The sequence below is a fragment of the Pseudomonas palmensis genome, from assembly GCF_049942755.1.
GTDB lineage: Bacteria > Pseudomonadota > Gammaproteobacteria > Pseudomonadales > Pseudomonadaceae > Aquipseudomonas > Aquipseudomonas palmensis.
The window spans coordinates 5,514,074-5,534,110 of record NZ_CP187958.1; the positions used below are offsets into that span (position 1 = coordinate 5,514,074).

Sequence of the window (20,037 nt, forward strand, 5' to 3'; positions counted from 1 at the left end):
AGATGCTGGGCAACCACAATCGAATTAAATTTGGCTGATTGTTGATATCTGCTCACCACTCCTGCCCCCTCCGCACAGGCCAGAAGGCCACTACCACCCACATTGCTGAACCTGCCGGAGGCCGTCGCCAATTCCGCTTCACCCATGATGTGAATAAAGCTTGTCATTTGTGTGGACAACGCACGCCTGGAAGCCGGCCTCGAGCGCCTCGGGGGCCAGGGTGCCGCGCTTGCCGATGCACACGAGCCGAGTGTGGGGCGTTTCATCGCCCCAGGCGCGGTCGGGCAGGATCTCGCAGCGGCTGCCGACCAGGTGCATGATGAACCGCTTGCCCGGCACTTCGGCGATGTGCAGCGTGCCCTTGGCCCGATAGATCGACGCCGGCAGTTGCGCCAGCGTCGCGCGCAGCGTGTCGAGCGCCATCGGTCTGTCGCTGGCGAAACTCCAGGACTCGAACACGCTGGCGTGATCTGCCGCGTGCCCGCCCAGGCTCGGCGCTGAGGCCGCCTTGGCCGGCGTGAACGACGCCAGCGGGTTGCCGCGCCCCACGCCCAGCACCAGCTCCAGCGGTACATCGCCATACTGGCATTCGAGCATTCGCGCCCGGGGGTACAGCCAGCGGCTCTTGAGCGCCTCGATCTGGCTGCGTTCGACCCGGTCCACCTTGTTCAGCACGATGATGTCCGCCACGTCCAGCTGGTCCATGGCCAACTGCGCCATCTCGCCCTCGAGCTGCCCGAACTGCTCGGTGTCCACCACCGTGATGATGCTGTCGATCGACAGCGCATCGCGAAACTGCGGGTACTTCAGCGTGCGGGCGATCTTGCCCGGGCTCGACACCCCGCTCGCCTCGATCAGAATGTACTCCGGGCGGTTCTGCCGGTCGCCGAGCAGGCGCCCCAGTTGCTCGATCAGGTCGCTTTCAACCGTGCAGCAGATGCAGCCGTTGGCCAGGCTGAGGGTGGTCTGGGTCTGGCTGACGATCAGCTCGCTGTCGATGTTGATCGCGCCAAAGTCATTGACCATCACCGCCATGCGCAAGCCGTGATCGCTGCCCAGGATCTTGTTGAGCAGGGTGGTCTTGCCGGAGCCGAGAAACCCCGACACCAGCGTCACCGGAATGGGAGACTGCTTGTTCATCAAAACGGCCCGCCTCAGAAGTTGGGTAGTTCACGGCGCCAGGTGGCCGCGTGGGTGCCGGCATCGAACTCGCCGTTGCGGTCCCAGGTGATTTCACCTTCGAGCACGGTGATCTGCACCTGGGTGTTGTGGATGTTGCCCTTGGGCTCCACCTCGAACAGGTTGCGATCGAGCACGATCAGGTCCGCGGACTTGCCCGTCTCGATGGAGCCGGCCTTGTCCTCGATACCCATGCACCACGCCCCGTTGATGGTCATCACGCGCATGGCCTGCTCCAGGCTGATGGGCGAGCCGTAGAAACTGCCCTGCTCCTCGCCGAACGGGTTCTGCCGGGTGACCATCGCCTCGAAGCCGATCCAGGGGTTGATGCTGGACACCGGCCAGTCGGTGCCCATCACCGCGACGCCGCCATGCTCGAACACGCCCTTGAAGTTGTAGGCGCGCTGCATGCGGTCTTCGCCGAACACGGCGCGGGCGTTGGCAAACGATGAAGGGAACCAGCCCACCGGGGAGAACTCGGCGGTGACGTTGAGCGCGGCAAAACGCGGCAGGTTGGCATCCAGCAAGGTGGTGCTGTGCGCGCACTGGTGGCGCACGCCGTCGGGCCCGTTCTTGGCCCGCGCCATGGCCACGGCATCGAGGAACAGGTCGGAGGCGCCGTCACCGGTGCAATGGGCGATGACCCGGATACCCCGGCGGTCCATGTCCACCACCATGTCGGTGATGTGCTCGGGGGTCAGGTTGAGGTGGCCGCGCCAGCGCTCCTCCCCCGGCCATGCGCTGGACAGGTACGACGAGCGCGATTCGTGGGTGCCGTCGAAGTGGAACTTGACTGCATTGGCGTTGAGCCGTGCGCTGCGATAGAAGTGACGCTCACCCGCCAGCAGCTCCCAGCGCCGCTTGACCGGGAAGATGTCGTCCTGCCAGCTGATCGCGGCCTCCACGCGCACCGACAGCTCGCCCGCCTGGTCGATGGCCTTGAGCGCATTGAGGCGGTGCTCGCACACGTGCACATACTTGGTGCCCACCACCCCATGACCGCTCTGGAACCACACCCCTTCGCGGTAGGCACGCTTCAGGGCGTGTTGCGGGGTGGGCGGCATGGCGGCGTGCATCAGTGCATAGGCACCGTCCACCAGGATGCCGGTCGGCTCGCCGGTGACGCTGTCGCGCTCGATGTAGCCGTGGCGCGGGTCGATGGTGTCGGCGTCGATCCCGGCGATCTCGAGCGCCCTGGAGTTGACCATCATGCAGCCCCAGGAGCGATCCAGGATCGCCACCGGGCGGTCCGGCAGCACGCTGTCCAGCCATTGCCGCGACGGCACCAGCCCGGCCTGCTTGAAGGTATAGCGCACGAAGTACTGCCCATACACCCAGCCGTCGCCCGGGTGCTCGGCCGCATAGTCGAGAATGGCCTGGCGCACCTGCTCCGGGGTCGGATCGCTGACGCCGACTTCGAGGTAGCCGGAGTACCCGGGCGCAAGCTTGAGGTCCGGGTGGGTGTGCATGTCGTAGATACCCGGCATCACGAAACGGCCGTCCAGATCCACCACCTGGGTGCGCGGGCCGACGAACGCCTTCGCCTCGTCGTTGCTGCCCACCGCGACGAAGCTGCCATTGCGAATGGCCACGGCTTCGGCCCAGGGGGCAGACTCATCGACCGTATAGATGCGGCCATTCAGAAACACCAGGTCGGCGGCGCCTTGGGGGCCGGGCACATGGCTGGAGCGGTAATCGGTCATCGCACTCATCGCAGGGAACACCTTTGCATGGCACCGCCGCGCGGTACCAGTCCAAGAAAACCAGGTTGGGTAAAAGGCGCCGCAGGCGCCGTCGCCGGTCGGCTATTCGTCGTCCCGGGCCGGAATCCACCACTCCTCGCCACGGGCGGTGCGGATGTATTCGGGCCAGCGGAAGTCATGCGGGACCTTGAAGTCCCGGGGCAGCAGCGGCGCCTGCCAGCGTGTGCCGCCAATGCCGCCGCCGGTACGCTCGGTGAATTCCTGGCGGGCGGCGGCCAGCAGCTCGGGCCGCGTGAGCAGGTCGATCAGGGTGGCACCGATGGTCTTGGCCGCCACCTGGATCATCGGGTCGATGGTCTGGCGGATGCCGCCCAGGGCATTGGGCACCCAGTCCGGGTAGGAGTAGCCAGGCGGCGCCGAGAGCATCGGGCGGGCCACCAGCAGGCGCACGGTCGGGCAATGCCAGGTGTATTCGGGGTAGTCGTCCGAGGTCAGGTGCTTTTGCCAGGCGGGCATCTGCTGGCGCAGCAGGCGCTCGCACTCCTGTGGGTCGATCAGGGTTTCGGTTTCGGGCAGAAACGGCCGGGCCATGGGTTCGAGCCCCAGGTTGCCCTGGATCTGCTGCGCGATGGCGATGGCCTCGTCGTCCCAGGTGGGGGCGCCGATGGCCTGCAGGTTGTCGTAGGTGGCCTGCGCCAGCACATGGTTGGGCAGCCCGCCACGGGACTTGCACACCCAGGTCTTGTTCCACTGGCAGCCGGTGGCCAGGGCGGCGGCGGCAGCGTTGTTGTCCATCACCTGGGAGATGGCCTCGGCCTGCTCGAGCGAGTCGCAGCGCGACAGGTACTGGATCTGCGCGATGTGCGGTGGCAGGTTGTCGGCCGTGGCCTGGCCGGCGGTGAGGATCGCCTCGTTGTAGCTCCACAGCCCGGTGAACGGCAACGTGGAGCGGCGCATGCTTTCGTTCAGGGTATAGAAGTGCACCAGCGCGTCGTTGGCCCCAGGCGCCCTGGCGGCCAGGTGGTTCTGCGGAATCGGGCTGTACTTGTCCGCTGCGATCCAGTCCTGGGGCGAATCGCAGGTGAAGGTATAGATGTAGGCGTAGGCGATGCCGCAGTGCGTATCCCAGGTAGTGGTGTTGTTCAGCGGCAGCATGTATGTGGGGTGGAAGCTGATGGCCGCGTCCAGGTCATCGTAATAGCCCTTGGCCGCGTGCACCGGCTTGGAGGCGCGCAGCTTTTCCGCCGGCTCGCCGAAGAATTTCAGCGTGCCCGCGATGCCATGTTCGAGCATGGCGGCCTTGGCGGCCAGCAGGCCCCCCAGGGCACTGATGCCCAGCGCCGAATGAGGGTCGGTATGCCCCGGGGCGAAACGCGACAGCCCTTCGCGCGGCTGGCGCCGGGTGGTCGCCGCCTGGTTGTTGCCCGGCACCGCGTCGTACTCCGCGTAGGTCGCCAGCACAGGGCCGTCGCCGTTGCGAAACGTGGCGCAGAAGGCGGTAGGCATGCCGCCGCTGCCCTCCTCCACCTCGAACCCTTGCCTGCGCAGCAGCTCGACGTACCAGGCGCAGGACTTGTACTCGCGAAAGGCCGGCTCGGCATAATGCCAGATCACCTGGTGCCAGTCGGACAGGGTCGTTTGCTGTTGGTCCACCCAGTTCTGGGCAAAGGCCTTGGGCTCGATCATGCAGGGCATTCCTTATTGGTATGTGACCCCGCTGAGCGGCTCGGACCCGCAGGGCCTGCCTAGTATTGTTGAACCAGAAAATACGACAATCGATTTATTTCGCCATTAATGTTTATATTTGCTCAACAATAAGTCAGTGGAGCGCCCCATGCGTCTACCCTCGATGCCCGCGTTACGTGCCCTGGAAGCGGTTGCCCGGTTGGGCAGCGTGACTGCCGCGGCGCTTGAGCTCAACCTCACCCGCAGCGCCATCAGCCATCAGATCACGGGCATGGAGGACACCCTCGGCTTTGCCCTGACCGAGCGCCAGGGCCGGGGTATCTCGCTGACGTTTCGCGGCGAACGCTACGCCCGGGAGATCCAGCGCCTGCTGGCCAACCTGGAGGATGCAGGCCGGCGGGTCGATGACCAGGAGGTGTATGGCAAGTTGACCATCAGTTGCAGCTCGGGGTTTTCCACCTACTGGCTGTGCCATCACATCGGCGGCTTCGTGAAGGAATACCCCCAGGTCCAGTTGCACATGGTCACACCGACCACGGCGGATGACGTGAGCAACCACAACGCCGACCTGTTCATCTCCTACGGTATCGGCGACTGGCCTGGCATGCAGGTGGAGCAGATAGCGGCGCTGAACTACTTTCCGGTCTGCAGCCCGCGGCTGATCAACGCCCTGGGCGGGCTCAAGACCCCGCAGGACCTGGCCGCGTTCCCATTGCTGCACATGAGCGACTACAGCGACTGGCGGGTGTGGCAGGCGGCGGCGAACACCCCGGAGCTGAACGTGGCCACTGGCATCCTGTTTTCCGATGCACATTGCGCACAAGCGGCGTGCATCGCGGCCCAGGGCGTTGCCATGGGCGACAACCTGCTGTGTGGCGACTCCATGGCCAAGGGGCTGCTGGTGCGCCCCTTCGATATCGTCATCCACTCGCACCGCGGCTACTACCTGGTCACCGACCTGCAGAAGTGCGAGCGGCCCGCCGTGCGGGCCTTTACCAACTGGATCAAGAACCAGCTGCAGGCTTCGAGGCAGTCCTGGACGGCGCTCTAGGCCGTTGGCTCCGGCCTGCTGGCGCCGCCAGCCGCCGCCCTAGAAAATCCGCTCGCTCCTGGCGTAATGGGTTACCACCTCGATCAGCGCCTGGTGCGCAATCGCGTGATCGCACGTCGCCAGGGCCGCCTGCAGGCTGTTCATGTACTCGAGCAGCTGGCGCTGGTTGCGCAGGGCGAAGTCGTGCTCCAGCCCCTGATCCTCGTAGATGAGCACGTAGCTGCGGCAAAAGCCCGCGACCAGAAAGGCCGCGCCGGCCTGGAACGGCTGGTCACGGATGATGGCCTCACAGTCGGCGTTGGCCTGCTTGAACGAGTCGGTGCCCGGCAGCGCGGCGGCGAAGCGTTGCACCATTTCATGAAAATTCATCGCTGTTCGTACCTCTTGTTGCGCCACTAGGCAGGCGTGGCGCGGTTGAAGGAAAGTCGTTGCCCACGGACTGCACTGTTCACCGTGGCGCCGTCCCACACCCGTTCGCCATTGACGAACGTGGCGACGATGCTCGATGAGAACTCGGTACCGGCAAACGGCGTCCAGCCGCACTTGGACAGCACCTGGTCATTGCTCACCCGGTGCGGGCGCTGCGGGTCGACGAGCACCAGGTCGGCGGCGTAGCCCTCGCGCAGGTAGCCCCGGCCACTGACCTGGAACAGCTGCGCCGGTGCGTGGCTGACCACCTCGACCAGACGCTCCAGGCTCAGCTCCCCGCAGAAGACACGCTCCAGGGCGGCCTGCAGCGCGTACTGCACCAGCGGAATGCCTGACGGCGCCTTGGCGTAAGTGCTGCGCTTTTCTTCGAGCAGGTGCGGGGCATGGTCGGTCGCCAGCACGTCGAGCCGACCTTCGGCCAGCGCCTTGACGATGGCGTCGCGGTCACTGGCCGACTTGATCGCCGGGTTGCACTTGATCAGAAAGCCCAGCCGCTCGTAGTCGTGATCGGTGAAGTGCAGAAAGTGCACGCAGGTTTCGGCGGTGATGCGCTTGCCGCTGAGGGGGCCGGGCTCGAACAGCTGCAGCTCTTCTGCCGTGGAGATGTGCAGCACATGCAGGCGCGTGCCGTGCTTGCGCGCCAGCTCGATGGCCAGCCGAGTGGACCTGATGCACGCCTGGCGCGAACGGATCAGCGGGTGCTCGCGGGCAGGAATGTCCTCGCCAAAGCGCGCCCTGGCCTTTTCCAGCTCGGCATTGATCATGGGCGTGTCTTCGCAATGGGTGATGATCGGCACCGGCGAAACCCGGAAGATCTCGTTCAACACCTCGGGGTCGTCCACCAGCATGTTGCCGGTCGAGGCCCCCATGAACACCTTCAGCCCTGGCGTGCTGGCCGGGTCGATGGCGCGAATGGCGGCCAGGTTGTCGTTGCTTGCCCCCATGTAGAAGGCGTAGTTGACCGCGCTCGATGCGGCGGCGATGGCGTACTTGGCTTCCAGGCTGGCCCGATCGAGCGCGGGCGGGTTGGTGTTGGGCATTTCCATGAAACTGGTGATGCCGCCCGCTGCACAGGCCCGCGACTCGCTGGCGATGTCCGCCTTGTGGGTCAGGCCGGGCTCCCTGAAGTGCACCTGATCGTCGATCATTCCCGGCAACAGCCACAGGCCGTGCGCCTCGATCACGCCCTCCCCGGCAAGCGGCTGCAGGGCCTGCCCGATACAGTCGATGCGGCCCTCGCGCAGCCGCACATCGGCCGCCCAGGTGCGGCCTTCATTCACCAGGGTCGCGTTGCGGATCAACCAGGCATTGCGGGGTACGCTCATGGTGTCAGCTCCAGTGTCGTGTGGTAGAGCACCTCGGTGGCCACCAGAAAGTCGTCCAGGGCCATGGCCTCGTGGGGGTTGTGCGAGCCGTGCTGGTTGCGGATGAACAGCATGGCGCTGGGGATGCCGACGTTGGCGAAAACCGCAGCGTCATGGCCGGCCCCGCTGGGGGTGAGCACGCCCTGCCAGCCTTGTTGGCGGGCCTGGCGCACCAGCGCCTCGACCCAGGGGGCGTGCATGGCCGCCGGGGCCGTGTCGATACGCAGGTCGAACTCGAAGCGAACCTGGCGGGCCTGCTCGATGGCCTTTGCCTCGTGCAGCGCAACCGCGTGAAAGGCCTCGAGCGTGGCCATGTCGAGGCTGCGCATCTCGAGGCTGAAGCTGACCTCGCCGGGAATACGCGAGACGGCATGGTGCGCCGCGTTGGTCCCCAGTGTGCCGACGGTAACCACCAGGTCTCGCCCGGCGGCGAGGTACTCACGCCAGCATTGGTCGATGCGGGCCACCAGCTCGCTCACGGCAAACACGGCGTCGTGGCGGTCCTCCCGAGCCACGGCGCCCGAATGGCCATCTTCGCCCAGGCAGCGAACCTGGTTATGGCGCAGGTTGCCGCGGATGCCGGGCACGATCCCCACGGCCTGCCCCATGCGCTCCAGCGACTGCGCCTGCTCGATATGCACTTCCAGATAGCCGGCAAACTGGGTGCGATCGACCAGCCACTGCTGACGGCCAATCGCTGCCAGGTCGGCGCCCACGGCCTGCATGGCCTGGCCCAGGGTGCGCTGGCTGAAGCGGTTGGTCAGCTGCAGGTCGTGCTCGCTCAACCCGCCGACCAGCGCACGCGAACCTATGTACGACTTGCCGTACCAGGCGCTCTCCTCGCCACGCAGCCCGATGACCCGCACCGGCTGCGCCGTGGCAACGCCCTCGCGGTCGAGCCGGCACAGGCACAGCAGGCCCGCCACAACGCCGGCCAGGCCGTCGTAGTTGCCGCCCTGGGGCACCGAGTCCAGGTGCGAGCCGTACCACAGTGCGGGCTGGCCATTGTCGCTCTTGCGCGTGAAGATCACGTTGCCCGCACGGTCGGTTGCCACCTCCAGCCCCTGGGTCAAGGCGAAGTCGCTCAGGCAGGCGATGGCGTCACTCTCGCCGGGGCCGTAGCTTTCGCGGGTGATCCCCACCTGGGCATCGCGTGACAAGGCGGCGATGGTGTCGAACAGTCTGGCGGCCTGTTCAGGCCATTGCGCGATCATGGCAAGGCTCCAAACGGCTCGGCGGGCAAATCGTCGAGGGCGCCGATCAGGGTGCTGATCGAGGCAACGCCCTTGCGCCGGCAGTAGGCCTCCAGTTCAGACACCATGGTGTTCATGGTTTTCGGGTGCAGGAAGGTGGCCGTACCCACTTGCACCGCCGAGGCGCCGGCATAGATGAACTCCAGCGCATCGTCGGCCGTGGCAATGCCACCGCAGCCAATCACCGGAATTTCCAGCGCCTGGGCGCATTGATAGGTCAGGCGCACCATCAGCGGGCGGATGGCGGCGCCGGATATGCCGCCCATGAAGTTGCCCAGCCGCGCGCGGCCTCGCTCGATGTCCACCGACAACCCGAGCAGCGTGTTGCCCACCACGACGGCATCGGCCCCGGCCTCCTGCGCAGCCAGGGCAACCGGCACCACCTCGCCGGCATTGGGGGTCAGCTTGACCCACAGCGGCAACGAGGTGACCTGGCGCATCAGCTCCACCACGTCGCGGGTACTTTCAGCCTGCATGCCGAACGACTGGCCATGCGCTTCCAGGTTGGGGCACGAGATATTGGCCTCGATGCCGGCCACGCCTGGCACATCGCTCAGCCGCGCCGCCAGGTCGGCAAAGCCCTGGGCCGTGGGCGCCGAAATGCTCACGATCAACGGCGCGTCGTAGTCGCGGTAGAACGGCACCACCTTGTCGATGAACAGCTGCGCGCCTTTGCTGGGAATGCCGATGGCATTCATCATCCCGTCGTTCAGCTCGCAGACCCGCGGCATCGGGTTGCCGCTGCGCTTTTCGGTGGTGATGGTCTTGGTCACCAGTGCACCCAGCTGGTTGAAGTCCAGCAGGTGGGCAAGCTCTTCGGCAAAGGTGCCCGATGCCGGCATCACCGGGTTCTTCAGGCGCAACCCGCCGACCTGTACGCTCAGATTGATCATCACACCACCTCCGCCAGGTCGAATACAGGGCCTTCGAGGCATACCCGCTTGCCCACCCTGAGCCCGTCTACCTCGAACACCTCGACGCAGCACTGGCACATGCCCAGGCCGCACACCATCTGTTGCTCCAGCGCTACCTGGCCCACCAGGCCGAGCTCGGCGCTCAGCTTCTTCAGCAACTGGGTCAGCCGCCTGGAGCCACACGTGAACAGCGCATCGGTGCCTTCACGGGCGATGATCTGGCGCAGCAGCGGTTCGAGCCGTTCGGGCGAGCTGCTGCCATCCTCATCCAGCACCACCCGCACGTCGGCCCCCAGCGAGGCGAAGCGCTCGCGCGAAAGCAGGCTCTTCTCGCTGCGGGCACTCAGCACTGCGGTCAGGCGGATGCCCAGCCGATGCGCCGCTTCGGCCAGCGGCGCCAGGGTGGCCAGCCCCACGCCCCGGGCCACGATGATCATGTGCTGCCACCCCGGCTGCAGGTCGAAGCCCTTGCCCAGCGGGCCAAGAATCTCCACGGTCTGCGCCTGGCCAAGCGTCTCCAGGCCATAGGTGCCCTTGCCGGTCACCTTGTACAGAAACTCCACCTGGCCCGTGGCCGGGTCGGCCTTGTAGGTGCTCATGGGGCGACGGAAGTACGGCTTGTGCTCGCCTTCACTCGGGCACAGCAGGTTGAAGAACTGCCCCGGAAGCGACTGGCTGGCGGCGCCGTCGGCCTGTAGCACCAGGCGCTTGTATTCATCGTTGACCCATTGGTTGGAAATCACGACCGCCAAGGTGTCGTCTGGGGGAGTCAGGGCACTCGCCTGGCAGCAGCCGGAAATCACGTTCATTGAGGTGGCCTCGCATTTGTCTAATTTTTTATACAGCACGGTCAAAAGTAGATGCCGCCTCAGTGATGAAGCGGCAGATGAAGCGGTGTTTCAGCGATTGCTTAAGCTGACTGTACTGCAGCTCGGTGTTTCTGTCTAATTTTTGATACGAATAAGCCAGAGCAAATTCATAACCATCCCGCCGGGCTAGGCCGGCTGCGGCTTCGGCACGTCGTGGGCCTGGCAGGCGGGAAGCAGCAACACCGTCGCGAGCATCGCCACCCCATACAGCGAGGCAAGCAGCATGATGGCCGCCGAGAACGAATAGTGCAGCGCTACGGCGCCCACCACCAGCGGCCCGAAGCCACCGGCGGCCCTGCCCACGTTGAACAGCACGTTCTGCGCCGTGGCACGGATCTGCGCGGGGTACAGATCGGAGATCAATGCGCCGTAGCCACCGATCATGCCGTTGACGAAGATGCCCATGATCGCGCCGGCAAACAGCATGACCGTGGGGTTGTCGAGGTTGGCATAGGCGATGACCATGAACGCTGCGCCGGCCTGATACAGCAGGAACATGCGCTTGCGTCCGAAACGGTCGGCCAGGTGCCCGAACAGCCAGATACCGAACGCCATGCCCAGCACCGTCACTGCGGTCCAGGTTCCGGAGGCCATCAGCGAGAAGCCGAACTTGTTCGACAGGTAGCTGGGCATCCAGATCATCAGCCCGTAGTAGCCGAAGTTCTGCACCGAGGTGAGCACCATCACCCCCAGGCTCGCCTTGCTGGTCTGCCGGTCCTTGAACAGGTCGGTGAAGCGCCGTGCGAAAGGCACCGGGTCGGCTGCGGCCTTCACGAACTCTGCCGGCTCGCTCATGGTATGGCGAACCACGAGCGAGACGAACGCCGGCAGCAACCCGACCAGGAACATGCCGCGCCAGCCGATGTAGGGCAGCAGCAATGGCGTGAGCAATGCAGCGGCGAGCACGCCGGCCTGCCACCCCATGCCCACATAGGAAGAAGCACGATTGCGCCGGTTGGCCGGCCAGGTTTCGGCGATCAGTGCCATGCCGATGCCGAACTCCCCGCCCAGGCCGAACCCGGCCAGGGTTCGATAGATCAGCAGGTCCCAGTAGCCCTGGGCGAATGCGCACAGCCCGGTGAATATCGAGAAGGTGAGGATGCACAGGGTCAGCATGCGTACCCGGCCATAGCGGTCGCTCAATTGGCCGAAGATCAGCCCCCCGGCCACGGCGCCGAGCAACGTCCATGTCACCAGCGAGCCAGCCTCCGAGGAGCTCAGACCGAGACCGATGGTGATCGCCGGCAGCATGAACCCGAGAATCAGCAGGTCGAAGCCGTCCATCGCATAGCCGGTCACGCTGGCTATCAAGGCCTTCTTGGGTGACGCGTCCTTCTTCGGACGCTTTTCGGAAGAAGCCATCTTGGTTTACCTCTTGTTTTTGTATGGTTTTTTAGACAGCTGACGCCTGAACCTGCCCAGGATCGCCGCCGGTCCGCCCGTGCAAGGCTTCACAAAGCGTACTGCCAGCCTGCGCGATTGTCTAAATATTTAGATTGTGGGCTCGCAAAAAAAAACGCCGCGCTCAGAAATGCCACTCCAGGTTGATCGACAAGGCGTCCACGTCGATCCCGTCGCCACGGCGGTTGCCGAACTTGTTGCGCCAGTACTCGTATCCGGGCCCGACCCATAGCGTGTTTCTTGCGCCGCCCAGCACAGCCCCTGCATCCAGCATCAGCGAGGTGCGCATCAGCTGTTCATCCGCCGTCGGGTTGCGCCGGTAGTCATCGCCCTTCTCGCCGCTGTAGCTGTAGAAGCCCTGGAATTTCATCGGCAGGCTGCCCAGCGCGAACGGTATGCCCCAGGTCAGGTTCAGCTGGTAGAACGGGTCGAACGCCATGCGCGAATGGTTGCCCGGCTGCCGGCAACTGTCGAGCCCGCAGTGGTTCCATTCCCTGGCGTAGAACAGGCTGAGGTCGAGAAACCCTGCCGGCAGCGCGAACTTGAGGGTCGGGCCTATCAAAATCATGCGCTTTCGCGACTGGAACGCGTTGTTCTTGGTGTTCCAGTCCAGGCCCAGGGTCAGCGCGACGTCCTTCACCGGCCCGAACGCCAGCGGCCGATCGAACACCCGTGCATGCTGCAACTGATTGCGGTAGGTCAGGTAGACCTCGGTGGCGCCGCTGCTGCTGTCCTTGCGCGGGTCATCGCGGTCGGACTTGAACACATCCACGTTGGCGAACTGCTGGCCCAGGGCGTAGCTGCTCACATGGGCAAGCTGGACAATGTGCTTGGCTATGTCCTGGCGCTTGCCCGGGTCCGAGAAATGGCTGCTGTAGCGATAGCCGATAAAGGTATCGCTGAAGGCTGGCGGCGGGCCAGCCATCACCATCGGGGTCATGAAAAGCGCGAACGCGGGCGCGCCGATGCGAGTCTTCATCAGGGAAGCTCCTATCAGGTGGGGGGTGGAGTTGTGGTATCAGGTGGCAGCGCAGGCGATGCCGCAGCAGCTGCAGGGTGGTGTGGACATGTGTCGGCCTTTTTTATATTTTTTGGACAAGCAACAGTTCATGTCTAAATATTGATACACTCGCGCCATGGCCTCGTCAAGCCGATCTGGTAGAACATGCCACCACGAAAAACGACAAGGATCCCCCAGTGAACCAGATTGATTACCAGGCAATCGGCGAGCGCCTCCGGGCCTTTCGCATCGGCCGCCAGCTCAACGCCGACCAGGTGGCCGACAAGCTCGGCATCTCGCGGGCTGCGGTGTACCGCCTGGAACTGGGCAAGATCGTCAAACTCGACACCCTGGAGCGCCTGGCCGACCTGCTGAAGGTGTCGCTGACCAGCCTGCTGGGTTCCGATACGGAGTACTTCGACAACGCCCTCGGCTACTTCGAGCGCATGCGCCAGCTGGAGGCCCGCTCCAGCAGCGTCATCTCCTACTTCGACCCCTTTTCCTACCTGCTGACCACGCCCGAATACTCGGCGCTGTTTCAGACCATGCTCCACGAGGCTCGACCGCAGGGCTTCAGCCCGGCACAGGAAGCGATGGAGAGCCAGATTCTGAGCATTCTGGACGAGCGCAAATCCACCTTCTTTCGCGAAAAATTCCAGGTCAGGTCGATTGTCAGCCTGCGTCAGATCGAGCGTTACCTGCACATCGGCCTGGTCGGTCGCCTGGACCTGCCCCCAAGCGTGCGAATGGAGCGCGCCCTGCTGGCACGCAAGGAAATCGAGAACCTGATCTCCATCGTCGAGACCAACAGCGATCACCCGGGTATCTACCTGATCGACGAGGCACTGCCCAGCGCCACCTTCCAGATCTTCGAGCAGAAGACCACCAGCTACGTGGCGGTGAGCCCTTACCGGCTAGGGGAGCTGCCCAACCTGCATGTGGGCATTGCCAGCGTCACCTCCTCTGCCCAGGCCGTGGACATGTACAAGAACATGTCCAGCGACCTGCTCAGCCGCGCCTGTTCCGGGCGCGAAGCCACGAAAAAACTGCAGCACCTGCTCGCCAAGCTGTGACTGGTGCTGGCACGCCAAGGCACGCAGGGCCCGGCAGGGCCGCTTTCAGCCCTTCCTTTGCGCCTCGGCCAGGCGCTGCTGGATTTCGCGGGTCTTTTCTTCCTGCTCCTTGATGGACGTCGGCGTGATCACCTTGTCCACTGCCTCGGTATCCGGGTCCGGTTGTTCCAGCACCGGGTCGGGGGATGGCGTGCCCTTCTGCGCCTGGTCCGACGAGAGTGGCCGCGGGACCTTGTCGCCCTGCTTGGTATCGGTGGGTTTCATCGGGTTCTCCTTCGAGTGCGGGGTGTTACTAAGCAGAACCCGTGAGGTAGGAAAAGTTTGAAGTGATTTGGCCGGCCGGTCTCAGATGAAGATGGTGCCGCGCAGGTAGAGCGCCGCGTGACCGCTGATGATGACCCGGTCGTTGTCCAGGACTTCGCAGTGCAGTTGGCCCTTGCGCGCCCCGCCCTGCTCGGCACTCAGGCTGCGCTTGCCCAGGCGTTGGGCCCAGTAGGTCGCCAGCGAAGTGTGGGCCGAGCCGGTGACAGGGTCTTCGTTGACCCCCACTCGCGGCCCGAACCAGCGCGAGACGAAGTCCATGTGACGACCCGGCGCGGTCACGGCAACCCCGCGCACCTCGAATGCGGCCAGGGCGGCAAAGTCGGGGTCGAGCCCGGCGACGATGCTTTCATCCTCGACCACTACCAGGTAATCGTCCGTGCGATACAGCGCCTCGGCCTGCTCCAGCCCCAGGGCCTGCAGCAGGCCAGGCGGCAGGGCTACGGCTTCAGGCTGCTTGGCCGGAAAGTCCATGGCCAGGCGACCGCCTTCGCGGCGCACTCGCAATTCACCGCTGCGGGTGGAAAAACGCAGCGTGTCGCGGCGTTCACCAAGCTGTTCGAACAGCACCCAGGCGGCTGCCAACGTGGCGTGCCCGCACAGATCGACCTCCACTGCGGGGGTAAACCAGCGCAGCTCGAACACCTCACCGTTGCGTACCCAATAGGCCGTCTCGGACACATTGTTCTCTGCTGCGATCCGTTGCAGCGTCGCATCAGGCAGCCAGGCGTCCAGCGGGCACACCGCCGCCGGGTTGCCGCCGAACGTCTCGGAAGAAAAAGCGTCCACCTGGAAAATATCGAGTTGCATCGGGCACCCAAATAATGATCGTCTGGCCCAGAAAATATCAACCAGGCGTTGAATTATCAATTTATTGTTGAAATCCTGAAGCGGGAACCCGCGTTGGGTCGATTGCGGCCTTTCTCTCAACCAGCGCAGCAAACCACCACCGCCTCTTCACTCCCCACAAATCCCGCAAGCCCGCCGTTCGATGTCAGAATTGCCCCATTCGATCGTTTTGGAGACCACCATGCTTCGTGCATTTGAACGAAGGCTCGACCCTTTCCCTCCTGACGAGGTGCCCCCGCCGCCCGTGGGCCTGGCACGCTTTCTGTGGGCGTGCACGCGGGGTGCGCGCGGCTACATCCTGGCGTTCGCACTGCTCAGCGCTGCGGTGTCCATCTATGAAGCCTGGCTGTTTTCGTTCCTGGGCCAGGTCGTGGACCTGCTCTCCACCTGGCAGGCCGGGGGCGATGCGGCAGCGCAGGAACGCCGCGTGCTGTGGGGCATCGGCATCGTGATGCTGTGCAGCGTCGGGCTGGTGGCCCTGCGCACCATGGTTCAGCACCAGATACTGGCAATCAACCTGCCCTTGCGCCTGCGCTGGGACTTCCACCGCCTGATGCTGCGCCAGAGCCTCTCGTTCTTTTCCGACGAATTCTCCGGGCGCGTCACCACCAAGGTCATGCAGACCGCACTGGCGGTGCGCGACCTGCTGTTCACCCTGATCGAGATCGCCCCCGGCATCGGGGTGTACTTCATCGCGATCATCGCGCTGGCCGGCGGCTTCGCGCTCAAGCTCATGCTGCCCTTCGTTGCCTGGGTGGTGCTGTTCGGCCTGGCCATGCTGTACTTCGTGCCGCGCCTGGGCAAGGTCGGACAGGAGCAGGCCAACGCCCGCTCGATGATGACCGGGCGCATTTCCGACGCCTACACCAACATCACCACGGTGAAGCTGTTCTCCCACTCCAACCGCGAGGCGCACTTCGCCCGTGCGGCGATGGAAGACTTCAAGCAGACCGGCTTTCGCCAGATGCGCCTGGTCAGCCAGTTCGAGATCGTCAACCAGGCACTGGTGGTGGCCCTGATCATGGCCGCCGGCGGCTATGCCCTGTGGCTGTGGCACCAGGGCGAGGTCGGCGCAGGTGCCGTGGCGGCGATCACCGCCATGGCGCTGCGCATCAATGGCATGTCGCACTGGATCATGTGGCAGATGACCTCGCTGTTCGAGAACATCGGCACCGTGCAGGACGGCATGGCCACCCTGACCCGCGGCCCCAAGGTCAAGGATGCCCCGGACGCCAAGGTGCTGCAGACCCGCGGCGGCGCGGTCACCTTCGACAAGGTGAGCTTCAACTACAACGGCGAGCGCCAGGTGCTCGACGGCCTGAGCCTGAGCATTCGCCCGGGTGAAAAGATCGGCCTGGTGGGGCGCTCCGGCGCGGGCAAGTCCACGCTCATCAACCTGCTGCTGCGCTTCTATGACGTCGACAGCGGCCAGATCCGCATCGACGGGCAGGACATCGCCCATGTGACCCAGGACAGCCTGCGCAGCGCCATCGGCATGGTCACCCAGGACACCTCGCTGCTGCACCGTTCCATTCGCGACAACATCGCCTATGGCCGGCCCGACGCCACCGACGAACAGGTCCGCAGCGCAGCCGCCAGTGCCCAGGCCGACGGTTTCATCAGCCAGTTGAGCGACCAGCAAGGCCATAGCGGCTACGACACCCTGGTGGGCGAGCGCGGCATCAAGCTGTCGGGGGGCCAGCGCCAGCGCGTCGCGATCGCCCGAGTAATGCTCAAGAACGCCCCGATCCTGCTGCTGGACGAAGCCACCAGCGCACTGGACTCCGAGGTCGAAGTGGCCATCCAGGAAAGCCTCGACGAGATGATGCAGGGCAAGACCGTGATCGCCATCGCCCACCGTCTGTCCACCATTGCGGCCATGGACCGGCTGGTGGTGATGGATGACGGGCGCATCATCGAGCAGGGTACCCACGCCGAGTTGCTTGCCAGAAATGGCACCTATGCGCAGCTGTGGCATCACCAGAGTGGCGGGTTCCTGGGTGAGGATCAGGGGGTAGCACAGGCCATGCATCAGGACTGAGCCGTACAAGCCTGCAATGGTCCGTGGTCAACGGCTATCGCAGCGTCTGTGCAGGCCGTTCATCCGCTGATCTGCACTTTGTTCACCTGGTCATGATCACAACACGATACTGACCACGCCCTCCACTTCACTCGGGAGCCACGAACATGGGGTATGTCACTACGCGGGACGGTGTCGAGATCTTCTACAAGGACTGGGGCCCACGCGATGCCCCGGTGATCGTCTTTCACCACGGATGGCCACTCAGTGCCGACGACTGGGATGCGCAGATGCTGTTCTTCCTTGATCATGGCTACCGGGTCGTCGCACACGACCGCCGCGGCCACGGGCGCTCCAGCCAGGTGTGGGACGGGCACGACATGGATCACTATGCGGACGACGTTGCGGCCGTGGTCGACCATCTTGGCGTGCAGGGTGCAGCCCACGTGGGGCACTCCACCGGCGGCGGCGAGGTGATCCGCTACATCGTTCGCCATGGCCAGGAGCGTGTGTCGAAGGCTGCCCTCATCAGTGCCGTGCCACCGCTGATGGTCCAGACCCCGAACAATCCGGACGGCTTGCCCAGGTCGGTGTTCGATGACTTGCAGGCGCAGCTCAAGGCCAACCGCGCACAGTTCTACCATGACCTGCCGTCGGGCCCGTTCTATGGCTACAACCGCCCAGGCGCAAACGCCAGCGAGGGTACCATCCTGAACTGGTGGCGCCAGGGCATGATGGGCTGCGCCAAGGCACACCTTGACGGGATCGTGGCCTTCTCCCAGACCGACTTCACCGACGACCTCAAGCGCATCACGATTCCCGTCCTGGTGATGCACGGGGACGATGACCAGATCGTGCCCTATGCAAACTCAGGGCCGCGGTCAGCGAAGCTGTTGCAGAACGGCACCCTGAAAACCTATGCGGGCTTGCCGCATGGCATGCCGACCACCGACGCCGACACGATCAACGCCGATCTGCTCGCGTTCCTGCGAAGCTAGACGACCGGGGCAGGCATCCACCTGCCCCTCCCTCTCACCACGCCGGGCTGGCAACCCGATGCCGCCCCGGCTTCATCGCCGAGGGTCGACCATGAACACTCGACACACACCTTCAACGGCCTCGCAGGTACTGCGGCTGCAACCCGATGACTGGGTGCCCAACAATACCCGGCTGCCGGTGCTGATCTACCCCCACGCGATTGCGCTGCATGGCAGTGATCCGGCGGCGCAAATCGAACGCACTTTCGAGGCCAATGGCTGGCCGGCGCAATGGCGCGATGGCATCTACGCCTACCACCACTACCACACCGAGGGCCACGAAGCGCTCGGCGTGGTGTGTGGCCAGGCAAGGCTGATGCTGGGCGGCCCGCGGGGCCGCGAAGTACAGGTGAGTGCAGGCGATGTGCTGTTGCTGCCCGCCGGCACGGGCCACTGCAAACTCGATTGCAGCCCGGGCTTTCTGGTGGTGGGGGCCTACCCGCCCGGGCAGCACGCAGACATCCGACGCGAAGCGCCAACCCAGGCCCAGCTTGCGTGCATCGCCAACCTGCCCTTTCCCGATCACGGCCCTGTGCAGGACCCGCAAGGGGCCTACCAGCAGCATTGGCTCAACCAGCGTTGATGGGCAGCGTCTGGCTCCAGCAGGCCCAGGCCCTTTGGCTGATGACTGGTAACGAGCTGGCAACGCAGTATATTCGGTCGCCAACCAACCGCCCGTTTTCAAAGGCGTGCCTACAGCAACGAGGAATTCACGTTCAATGACAATCAAGTGCTCCGTATTCATCGCCGCGAGCATCGATGGCTTCATCGCACGCCCCGACGGCGACATCGAGTGGCTGCACCGCCCCGACTATGAAACCGCTGTACTCAACGGCGTGACCTACGAACAGTTCATCGCCGGCGTCGATGCCCTGGTGATGGGCCGCAAGACCCTGGACAAGGTGCTGTCCTTCCCCGAATGGCCGTATGCAGGCATCCCGGTCATCGTGCTGTCCAACCGGCCCGTGGACATGTCTGCGCACCCGCAGGCCAACGTCGAGGTGCTGGCAGGCGACGTGACCGACATCGTCGAGCAACTGGCAGCACGAGGGCTCAAGCACCTCTACATCGATGGCGGCCAGACCCTCCAGGCGTTTCTGCAGGCCGGGCTGATCGACGAATTGATCATCACGCGCATTCCGGTACTGCTTGGCCAGGACATCGCGCTGTTCAGCCACGCAGGCAGCGAACGCCAGCTGCAGCATGTCGCCACCTGCGCGTCGGACAACGGTTTCGTGCAGAGCCACTACCGATTGCTCCCGAACCGCTAGAGACGCTACCCCAGCGCCTCGGCCGCGTTGTTTTAAATGATATTAATTCCTGTTATCTTCCTGCGCTCCCTGACCCCCAGCTCGCAGGTGTTTCGTGTCAAGCGCAGACCTCAAGGCGTTGTACCTTGCCCACCGTGAAGAAATTCAGGACTACCTGAATCGTCAGGTGCGCTGCAAGGACACCGCCGCAGACCTGACTCAGGAAACCTTCATCCGCCTGTCCGAACAGCTGGGGCGCACGCCCATCGACAACTTTCGCGCATACCTGTTTCTGTGCGCGCGCAACCTGTTCATCGACTACCTGCGTCGCGAGCGCCACCGCAAGGGCGAGGTGGTCGAGCCCACCGAGCTGCAGGCGCTGGAGCAGAAGACCCCGAGCCTGGAACGCACGGTGATCGCCCAGGACCAGCTGGCCACGCTCAACCGCGTGATGCAGCGCATGCCCGAGCCTTGCCGCGAGGTGTTTCTGCTAGCGCGCGGCGAAGGCCTGACCTACGTGGAGATCGGTGAACGCCTGGGCATTTCGCCCAAGACCGCCTACAGCCGCATGGTGCGGGCACTGGAATTGCTCAAGCTGGGCATGGCCGAGTGAGAGTGGACTATCATGCGCCCCTGTA

At 64.5% G+C, this 20,037-nt stretch carries 19 protein-coding genes; 7 read left to right on the plus strand and 12 right to left on the minus strand.

All coding sequences use genetic code 11. The annotated features are described in order from the left end of the window. Positions 1-138: 138 nt before the first annotated feature. The 3 genes from ACPRTJ_RS25455 to ACPRTJ_RS25465 form a co-directional block, all read right to left on the minus strand. Positions 139-1,140 carry a GTP-binding protein gene (locus tag ACPRTJ_RS25455; RefSeq protein ID WP_327781040.1) on the minus strand — a complete coding sequence of 334 codons (1,002 nt, stop codon included), beginning with the start codon at positions 1,138-1,140 and terminating at the stop codon, positions 139-141. Positions 1,141-1,154: 14 nt separating this feature from the next. After that, entirely contained in the window at positions 1,155-2,891 is a 1,737-nt protein-coding gene (locus ACPRTJ_RS25460; RefSeq protein WP_043864009.1) for an amidohydrolase, read from the minus strand. Between the two features lie 93 nt (positions 2,892-2,984). Beyond that, entirely contained in the window at positions 2,985-4,568 is a 1,584-nt protein-coding gene (locus ACPRTJ_RS25465) for an amidohydrolase (protein ID WP_426427549.1), read from the minus strand. Positions 4,569-4,716: 148 nt separating this feature from the next. Here ACPRTJ_RS25465 and ACPRTJ_RS25470 point away from each other — a divergent pair, with 148 nt between their 5' ends. Beyond that, positions 4,717-5,619, plus strand: a complete 903-nt coding sequence (locus ACPRTJ_RS25470) for a LysR substrate-binding domain-containing protein (protein ID WP_058540305.1) — start codon at positions 4,717-4,719, stop codon at positions 5,617-5,619. Positions 5,620-5,658: 39 nt separating this feature from the next. Here ACPRTJ_RS25470 and ACPRTJ_RS25475 read toward each other — a convergent pair whose 3' ends face one another. The 7 genes from ACPRTJ_RS25475 to ACPRTJ_RS25505 all read right to left on the minus strand — a co-directional run bounded on the left by ACPRTJ_RS25475 (position 5,659) and on the right by ACPRTJ_RS25505 (position 12,828). Beyond that, positions 5,659-5,988, minus strand: a complete 330-nt coding sequence (locus tag ACPRTJ_RS25475) for a hypothetical protein (RefSeq protein WP_054914373.1) — start codon at positions 5,986-5,988, stop codon at positions 5,659-5,661. 26 nt (positions 5,989-6,014) lie between these two features. Next, complete coding sequence (locus ACPRTJ_RS25480; protein ID WP_123753119.1) at positions 6,015-7,373, minus strand: dihydroorotase; 1,359 nt, start codon at positions 7,371-7,373, stop codon at positions 6,015-6,017. Beyond that, complete coding sequence (locus tag ACPRTJ_RS25485; RefSeq protein WP_054914371.1) at positions 7,370-8,626, minus strand: Zn-dependent hydrolase; 1,257 nt, start codon at positions 8,624-8,626, stop codon at positions 7,370-7,372. Before ACPRTJ_RS25485 ends, ACPRTJ_RS25480 begins: the two co-directional genes overlap by 4 nt. Continuing rightward, positions 8,623-9,558 carry a dihydroorotate dehydrogenase gene (locus tag ACPRTJ_RS25490; protein WP_043864015.1) on the minus strand — a complete coding sequence of 312 codons (936 nt, stop codon included), beginning with the start codon at positions 9,556-9,558 and terminating at the stop codon, positions 8,623-8,625. The genes ACPRTJ_RS25485 and ACPRTJ_RS25490 overlap by 4 nt, the downstream gene beginning before the upstream one ends. After that, entirely contained in the window at positions 9,558-10,388 is an 831-nt protein-coding gene (locus ACPRTJ_RS25495; RefSeq protein WP_043864016.1) for a dihydroorotate dehydrogenase electron transfer subunit, read from the minus strand. The genes ACPRTJ_RS25490 and ACPRTJ_RS25495 overlap by 1 nt, the downstream gene beginning before the upstream one ends. 186 nt (positions 10,389-10,574) lie before the next feature. Further along, positions 10,575-11,810 (minus strand): MFS transporter, encoded by a 1,236-nt coding sequence (locus ACPRTJ_RS25500; RefSeq protein WP_043864017.1) that lies wholly within the window; start codon positions 11,808-11,810, stop codon positions 10,575-10,577. 163 nt (positions 11,811-11,973) lie between these two features. Continuing rightward, the gene (locus ACPRTJ_RS25505; protein ID WP_052504312.1) at positions 11,974-12,828 is read right to left on the minus strand and encodes a hypothetical protein; all 855 of its coding nucleotides are present in this window, start codon (positions 12,826-12,828) and stop codon (positions 11,974-11,976) included. Positions 12,829-13,046: 218 nt separating this feature from the next. Here ACPRTJ_RS25505 and ACPRTJ_RS25510 point away from each other — a divergent pair, with 218 nt between their 5' ends. Continuing rightward, on the plus strand, positions 13,047-13,922 hold the full coding sequence (locus tag ACPRTJ_RS25510) for a helix-turn-helix domain-containing protein (protein ID WP_052504313.1): 876 nt from the start codon (positions 13,047-13,049) through the stop codon (positions 13,920-13,922). 45 nt (positions 13,923-13,967) lie between these two features. On the opposite strand, the gene ACPRTJ_RS25515 is transcribed toward ACPRTJ_RS25510, so the two are convergent. Next, positions 13,968-14,186: a hypothetical protein gene (locus tag ACPRTJ_RS25515; protein WP_426427554.1), complete on the minus strand. Its 219-nt coding sequence runs from the start codon at positions 14,184-14,186 to the stop codon at positions 13,968-13,970. Positions 14,187-14,267: 81 nt separating this feature from the next. After that, complete coding sequence (locus tag ACPRTJ_RS25520; protein WP_210014130.1) at positions 14,268-15,053, minus strand: PhzF family phenazine biosynthesis protein; 786 nt, start codon at positions 15,051-15,053, stop codon at positions 14,268-14,270. A gap of 220 nt (positions 15,054-15,273) precedes the next feature. Between ACPRTJ_RS25520 and ACPRTJ_RS25525 the strand changes: the two genes are divergently transcribed. From ACPRTJ_RS25525 to ACPRTJ_RS25545, 5 genes are all read left to right on the plus strand, one after another. After that, complete coding sequence (locus tag ACPRTJ_RS25525; RefSeq protein WP_054914368.1) at positions 15,274-17,133, plus strand: ABC transporter ATP-binding protein; 1,860 nt, start codon at positions 15,274-15,276, stop codon at positions 17,131-17,133. Positions 17,134-17,279: 146 nt separating this feature from the next. After that, positions 17,280-18,110: an alpha/beta fold hydrolase gene (locus ACPRTJ_RS25530; protein ID WP_043864022.1), complete on the plus strand. Its 831-nt coding sequence runs from the start codon at positions 17,280-17,282 to the stop codon at positions 18,108-18,110. A gap of 91 nt (positions 18,111-18,201) precedes the next feature. Then, positions 18,202-18,732 carry a cupin gene (locus tag ACPRTJ_RS25535; RefSeq protein ID WP_078481125.1) on the plus strand — a complete coding sequence of 177 codons (531 nt, stop codon included), beginning with the start codon at positions 18,202-18,204 and terminating at the stop codon, positions 18,730-18,732. Between the two features lie 136 nt (positions 18,733-18,868). Next, complete coding sequence (locus ACPRTJ_RS25540; protein WP_426427557.1) at positions 18,869-19,420, plus strand: dihydrofolate reductase family protein; 552 nt, start codon at positions 18,869-18,871, stop codon at positions 19,418-19,420. A 94-nt stretch (positions 19,421-19,514) separates the two neighbouring features. Continuing rightward, complete coding sequence (locus ACPRTJ_RS25545) at positions 19,515-20,012, plus strand: RNA polymerase sigma factor (RefSeq protein ID WP_104572552.1); 498 nt, start codon at positions 19,515-19,517, stop codon at positions 20,010-20,012. The last annotated feature ends 25 nt before the right edge of the window (positions 20,013-20,037 follow it).